The organism is Longimicrobium sp. (assembly GCF_036554565.1).
GTDB lineage: Bacteria > Gemmatimonadota > Gemmatimonadetes > Longimicrobiales > Longimicrobiaceae > Longimicrobium.
The window spans coordinates 1-6,190 of record NZ_DATBNB010000536.1; the positions used below are offsets into that span (position 1 = coordinate 1).

A 6,190-nucleotide genomic window follows, 5' to 3' on the forward strand; every position below is an offset into this window, starting at 1 on the left:
GGCGGCCGCGGGAACGGAGACGAGTGCCACCAGGGCGGCGGTTTCCAGGATCATCGCGGGAATCGGGAGCGGGTGCGGCAGGCTGGGTGACAGCCAGTATGGAGGTTTCGACCGCTGCGAGCAAGTGAGCATGGAGCCCGACCACCGTGCGTCGACCCGGCGCGCCCCCACCGGCACGAACATGGTACGACAGATCCGCATGGATGACGCCGATGGCGGCTCGGTAGAGACGGGCGGAGCGGTCGCGACCTCCGAGGTGCCGCGGTGGGGCTGGGGATTCGTGCTGGCGTGCGCCATCATCCCCGTGTTGACCGTGGGCGGGCTGGTGCCCATCGTCATCGGCGTCGCGGGAGCGACGAGCTGCTACCGCGTCTCCCGCGACTCGAGCATTCCGCCACGTGGGCGCATGCTGCGCTGCGCCGGCATCACCGCCGCGTGCTGGGCCGCGACGGCGGCGTTTCTGGCGGTGCTGGCCGCGGCCCTCTGATCCTCATCCCCCGTTCCCCCTCCTCGCCATGCCCTCGCTCCTCTGGTCCATCCGGCGCCACCTGGGGATCTCCCTCCCGCTCTTCGCCCTGTACGCGGTGGCGATCGTTCTGGCCACCAACGGCGTCGTGGACGGGCGCACCCTCGCGGTGCTGGGCGCCGTGCTCGTGTTGACGCTGCTCACCCCGGCGGCGGTGAGCGCGCTCAACCGACGGCATCTGCGGGGCAGCTGGAGCCCGGCGCTCGCCGAGGGCGAGCAGGTGCTTCACGACGGTCCGGCGGACCGCTACCAGGCGGGGTACTTCGGATGGCTGTTCCTCACCGACCGCAGGCTGGTGCTGTACCGCGTGGGCGGGATGGAGGACATGTCGGTGCCGCTGGCGCAGCTGGCGGAGGTGCGCGCCACCCGCTACGCCGGCATCTTCGCGACGGACCTGCGCCTGGAGCTGAGCGACGGAACGGTGGAGACGCTGCAGGTGGAGGGGAGCCGCGAGTGGGTGGAGAAACTGGAAGCGGCGCGCGCGGAAGCGGTCCGCGGCGGGCTCCCCGTCACGCCCTGATCATTGCGCCCACACCTCCTATTGCGTTAGGGTTCAACATCTTCCCTTCCGTCCCACCCGTGTTCGCCTGGCCCGCGGCACGCCCCCGAGCGCCCGGAGGTCCCATGGCCCGGTTCTGGACCCGCACCCGCAGCTTCCTGGTGGGCCTGTGGCTGGCCGTGGTGGCCGCCGAATTCATCGTGTTCTTCGCGGTGGAGCGCATCGACAATTCCTGGGTGCTGCTGCTGTTCGCGGCGGTGCTGGCCCTTCCGCTGATCGCCATCGACATGACGGTGCGCTGGGTCCGACGCCCGGCCCGCAAGCGATGGGAACGCTACGACGTCGCCGCCGGCGCGGCATCCGTGCGCACCGTCGTGGAGGCGCCGGTGGATCCCCCCGCCGAGGCGCCTCCCGCGGAACGCACGCCCGGACTCGCCTGACACTCGAGGCGAGAACCCCCGACCGCGCCAGCTACACGCTGGCTCTTCGAGTCCGTCCAAGGCGCAGGAGGTCCCTGGCGGTCTGAGGACCGGCGCGGCCCCACGCCCGGAGCGCGACGGCGCCCGCGACAACCGCCACGACCGTGGAGGCGGCGGCGTACGTCAGGATGTAAAGGGACAGCAGTCCGTAGCCGGGAACGTCGCTTTCCACCCACAGCAGCTCGATCGGCATCCCACCGATGGAAGGCTCGGGCCGCGCGGGAAAGCTCTTGTCGATCATGTCCCACAGGATTACCGCCATCGCGCCCACGCCTACGTGCGCCACGAACGCGTGGAGCGCCGTGCTTTGCAGCGGCCGCGCCGCTCGGCAACGGCGCGTGAACCGGGCCCAGGGCACCGTCTGCAGCACGACCAGCACCGCGGCCCAGAGCATGTTCAGCACGCCGCTCCACGGCTCGGGAAGCGGAGCCCACTGGCTCGCGCCGCACACCAGCATCCATCCGAAATACAGCAGAAGCACGCCCCCGATGAACGAGCTGTTCATGGATTCTCCTGTGGGCTTTCGTTCCAAACCGCGACGCGCACGACCGGAACAGGGCGGTCGCACGGCTATAACGAACCGGGCGGGCACGATTCTGCCGCCGCTGAGAGTGCAGACGAAAACCGCTTCCCCCACTTTCCGGGAACACATCGTTGATCCAATCCGACCCACGCACCCGCACCGAAATCCTGCAGGCGCTCGGCCACGTGCAGGCCGAGGTCGCGTCGTACTTCGGCTCGCTCGGCGGCGAGTTCAACCAGCGAACAGGGGACGCGTGGACGCCCGCCGAGCACCTGAAGCACCTCGTCACCTCCGTGAACGCGGTGGCGCGGGGGCTCGCGGCGCCCAAGCTGCTGCTGCGCCTGCGCTTAGGGCGGGCGCGCGCGCCGTCGCGGTCGTACGCGCAGGTCCGCGACACGTACCGCGCGGCGCTCGCGGCCGGCGGCAGGGCGTCGGGCGCGTTCGTGCCCCCGCCCGAGGTCGTGTCCAGCGACGACGCCGGCCAGCGCAGGGCCGAGATCCTGGCGCGCTGGGACCGGGCGAATGCTCGGCTGCGCGACGCGCTGGAAGGCTGGAGCGAGGCGCAGCTGGATGGCATCCGCCTGCCACACCCGCTGCTGGGCCGCCTGACGACGCGCGAGATGCTGTTCTTTACCCTGTACCACAACCAGCACCACGTCGCCGCGGTCCAGCGGCGCCTGGCCGGTGAGGCCGCGCGATGAAAGGGAAGCCGAACGCCGCGCTGCTGCTGTCCATGCTGACGGCCGCCTCTGCGTCGACGCTTTTCTGCTGATGGCGATGCTGTCCTGGGATCATTTCTTCGATGCCGTCGCTTGGCTGAGCATCGTCCTGGGGGGGGCAAGCCGTCCTGGGTGCACGGGCGAATGAATTCGCTGCAACAACCACACGAAGTCCGCCTTCGCGGACTGGCTTGCTGTGGTGCAGGGGCTGGGGTGTGGCGCGTCCGTGGTCGGCCGATGACGGGTGTATTCTACGGCGCGGCAACGTGCCCGGTCGAACGGATTTCAACATTTCGGCGCCCGCACCGCTGATCGTAGGGCACCCTGTCCGGGGTTGACATTCTTTCTGCTCCTCGGCTACAATTCGGGACACGGGCCCGTCGCGTCAACCCCTCCCAGACGCGCCCGGCAGCTCAGGTTCCGCTGCAGAATGCCCCTGTCTCCACCGCTCCGTTCTTCGCGGTTCGATCTGCCTGCCCCCGGTTCTTCATGACCTGCCAACAGTGCCGCCGCGCGATTGCCGACGATGCCGTGTTCTGCCAGTACTGCGGAATCAGGCAGCAGGCGCTATCCGTCCCCACGACGACTCCCAGCTACACGACAGCGCACCCGCCGCATCTCGCCGGTTCACCATCCTCGCCGTCTCACTCCACGACGACCTGGGTCGCGATCGGCGTCGGGGCCTTGTTTCTCATGATCTTCGTGATGGCCGCGAAAGCCGGAGCAGGCGGGTCGTCGAACGGTGCAACGTCTCCCCTTTCCGGGGCCATGACCGCGGACGGCAGCCATGCCGCGCGGCGGGCGAAGGACTCGGCAGACGTTCTGGTCCTCCAGACGAACCCCGCGTCGCTCGAATTAGGTGAGCTGATCCGACGAGAGCGCATCGCGCATGGCCCGGAGGGATATCGGGTCGAGCACCCGCAGGCCCATGCCCGGTACGTCGCCGCGGCGCTCGACTCTGCTTCTGCGATGCTGACTCCGCAAGCCACGCTTGCCGACGTGCGCCTCGCGCAGCCGCTCATCGATTCCGCGTACCTGGCCCCCATGACCCCGGCGCAGGCGCGCCGCGCCCGGCAGCTCGCCAGCCGGGCTTCCGCGCGCGAGGCGGCCATCGAGCAGGAGCGGGTCGAGCTCGCCGAGCGAGGCGAGCTGGCCGCCAAGTGGTCGTACGACGTGAGCGAGGACCCGATGACCAGCCGCAAGTTGCGGACGGCCAGGATCTTCTCGGAGAATACCGTCTCGTTCGACTTCCCGTACCAGGGAGCCCAGAACGGGAAGCTGCTGCTCCGCACTCACTCATCCGAGCTACGGTCGGGACGTCATCGTGCAAATCGAGGAAGGGCAGATCCTCTGCCCGTCGTACGACGACTGCACGGTCCGCGTGCGCTTCGACGATGGTCCATCGGAGAACTTCACCGCTGCGGGCCCGGCGGACCACAGCACTACTTCCGTCTTCATCCGCAACTACTCGCGTTTCGTGCAGCGCATGCGGTCGGCCGAGGTGGTGCGGATCCAGATTCCGGTGTACCAGGAGGGGAATCCGACCTTCGAGTTCCGCGTCGGCGGGTTCGATAACAGCCGCTACACGGGCTCGTAAGGCGGGTAAGCCTCCAACGGCGTCCGGCCGCCGATGTGTACGGGACGAGGGGTGGCGAGGCCGCCCCTCGTCGCATTTACTCGATATGCGCCCGGCACCCTTGCGCGCCGGGATGGGCTGCCTGAGCTTGGGGCCAGCCGCGCACACTTCCGCGCGATCTTCCTCGTCCCTCCGCGTGTTATGACGTCATCACCAGCAACCGTTCCGTGGCGGGTGGAGGTTGGCGCCGACGCCGTCACGGCCGTGTACGAAGCGGCGGAGGACGCGCGCGGCGTGTTCGTGTTTGCGCACGGTGCAGGCGGGCGGATGGATGATGGCGGGATGCTGAGGCTGTCGGCGGCGTTTCGGGCGCGCGGCCTGTCCACCGTGCGGTTCAACTTCGTGTATCGCGAGAAGGGATCGGGCAGGCCCGACCCCATGCCGCGGCTGATGGAGTGCGTGTCGGCCGTCGTGGCGCGGGTGCGGGAGGAGGTTCGGCCGCCGCTGCTGGTCATCGGCGGGCGGTCGATGGGGGGACGCGCCGCGTCGATGCTGGCGGCGGAGGGGTTCGCGTGCGACGGGCTTCTCCTTCTCGCCTATCCGCTGCACCCCGACAAGCAGCCGGAAAAGCTCCGCGACGCGCACCTGCCCTCCATACAGGGCCCCGTGCTCTGCTTCAACGGCACCCGCGACGCGCTGTGCAGGCGCGACCTGATGGAAACGACGCTGCAGCGCGTGGGGCCCAACTGGACCATGCACTGGCTGGAAGGCGCGGACCACTCGTTCCACGTGCTGAAGTCGTCCGGCCGCACCGACGAGCAGGTGGTGGACGAAGTGGCCAAGACCACGCGCGGCTGGCTCGCGGGCCTCCGCTGATGGGCCACCTGACCCATGCGGCACGCGGCGATGGGCAGTATCCGTTGTGGTACGTCCTGAACCCGGAGAGCTTTCGTTGAATCCGCCCGCCGCCGCGCCCACCGATCCGCCGCAGACGGCCGCCGCGCCGCCGGCCAGCACCGCCGCGCCCGCCGCCATCGCCGCGCCGGGTCGGCGTTACGACCGCTCCATCATCGAGGGCCCGCTGGCGCCCGCGGTGTGGAAGCTGGCCTGGCCCACCATGCTCACGAACGTCTTCGGCGGCCTGCAGGGCATCGTCGACCACGTGATGGTGGGCCACTACGTGGGCTTCACCGCCAACGCCGGCATCGGGGTGGCCACGCAGATCTGGATCGTCATCGTGGTCTTCATCATGTCGGTGTTCACGGGAATGAGCGTGCTGGTGGCGCGCTTCGTGGGCGCGGGCGACGAGGAGATGGCGGACCGCACCGTCTACCAGGCATTCCTGACCGCGCTCGGCATCTCCGTGCTGGTGCTGGCGCCCGTGGGATGGTTTGCCGCGCCGGCGCTGCTGACCCTGGTGAACGCCACCGCCGCCGTGCAGGCCGAGGCGCTGCCCTACCTGCGCATCTCCATGGTGTTCAGCAGCGGAATGCTGATCTTCTTCCTCACCAGCGGCGCCCTGCGCTCCGCGGGTGATGCGCGAACGCCCATGGTGCTGGGGATCGCCATGACGCTGATGAACATCGCCCTGAACGTGGTGTTCATTACCGGCGTGGGCCCCATCCCCGCGTACGGCACGGCCGGGGCGGCGATGGGAACGGTGATCGCGGCCGGGCTGCTGGGCGTGTACTCGCTCTTCCGGCTGTGGCACGGCGGATGGGTGGTCTCGTTCCCCAAGGGCCGGGGATACGCGCCCGATTGGACGATCATCAAGTCGCTCTTCCGCTTCGGGCTGCCCGCGGGGATCCAGGGAATCGCCATGAACGTGGGCGGGCTGCTGCTGCTGGCGTTCATCGGCTCGCTGGCGC

9 protein-coding genes are annotated in these 6,190 nt (G+C 69.4%); 7 read left to right on the forward strand and 2 right to left on the reverse strand.

All coding sequences use genetic code 11. The annotated features are described in order from the left end of the window. On the reverse strand, nucleotides 1-201 hold a 201-nt coding region (locus VIB55_RS14690), incomplete at its 3' end, for a hypothetical protein (protein ID WP_331877407.1). On the opposite strand from VIB55_RS14690, the gene VIB55_RS14695 reads away from it, so the two are divergent. From VIB55_RS14695 to VIB55_RS14705, 3 genes are all read left to right on the forward strand, one after another. Beyond that, on the forward strand, nucleotides 200-487 hold the full coding sequence (locus VIB55_RS14695) for a hypothetical protein (RefSeq protein WP_331877408.1): 288 nt from the start codon (nucleotides 200-202) through the stop codon (nucleotides 485-487). The two genes, VIB55_RS14690 and VIB55_RS14695, sit on opposite strands and share 2 nt — an antisense overlap. 28 nt (nucleotides 488-515) lie before the next feature. Further along, a complete protein-coding gene (locus VIB55_RS14700) occupies nucleotides 516-1,046 on the forward strand; it encodes a hypothetical protein (RefSeq protein ID WP_331877409.1) in 531 nt (176 codons plus the stop codon). A gap of 104 nt (nucleotides 1,047-1,150) precedes the next feature. Further along, nucleotides 1,151-1,465 carry a hypothetical protein gene (locus VIB55_RS14705; RefSeq protein WP_331877410.1) on the forward strand — a complete coding sequence of 105 codons (315 nt, stop codon included), beginning with the start codon at nucleotides 1,151-1,153 and terminating at the stop codon, nucleotides 1,463-1,465. 31 nt (nucleotides 1,466-1,496) lie between these two features. On the opposite strand, the gene VIB55_RS14710 is transcribed toward VIB55_RS14705, so the two are convergent. Beyond that, nucleotides 1,497-2,009 carry a hypothetical protein gene (locus VIB55_RS14710; RefSeq protein ID WP_331877411.1) on the reverse strand — a complete coding sequence of 171 codons (513 nt, stop codon included), beginning with the start codon at nucleotides 2,007-2,009 and terminating at the stop codon, nucleotides 1,497-1,499. A gap of 149 nt (nucleotides 2,010-2,158) precedes the next feature. Here VIB55_RS14710 and VIB55_RS14715 point away from each other — a divergent pair, with 149 nt between their 5' ends. The 4 genes from VIB55_RS14715 to VIB55_RS14730 all read left to right on the forward strand — a co-directional run. Next, nucleotides 2,159-2,728, forward strand: a complete 570-nt coding sequence (locus VIB55_RS14715; protein WP_331877412.1) for a DinB family protein — start codon at nucleotides 2,159-2,161, stop codon at nucleotides 2,726-2,728. A 1,342-nt stretch (nucleotides 2,729-4,070) separates the two neighbouring features. Further along, entirely contained in the window at nucleotides 4,071-4,343 is a 273-nt protein-coding gene (locus VIB55_RS14720; protein WP_331877413.1) for a hypothetical protein, read from the forward strand. A 213-nt stretch (nucleotides 4,344-4,556) separates the two neighbouring features. Next, entirely contained in the window at nucleotides 4,557-5,198 is a 642-nt protein-coding gene (locus tag VIB55_RS14725; protein ID WP_331877414.1) for an alpha/beta family hydrolase, read from the forward strand. Between the two features lie 76 nt (nucleotides 5,199-5,274). Continuing rightward, a partial coding sequence (locus tag VIB55_RS14730) for an MATE family efflux transporter (RefSeq protein ID WP_331877415.1) occupies nucleotides 5,275-6,190 on the forward strand: 916 nt, incomplete at its 3' end.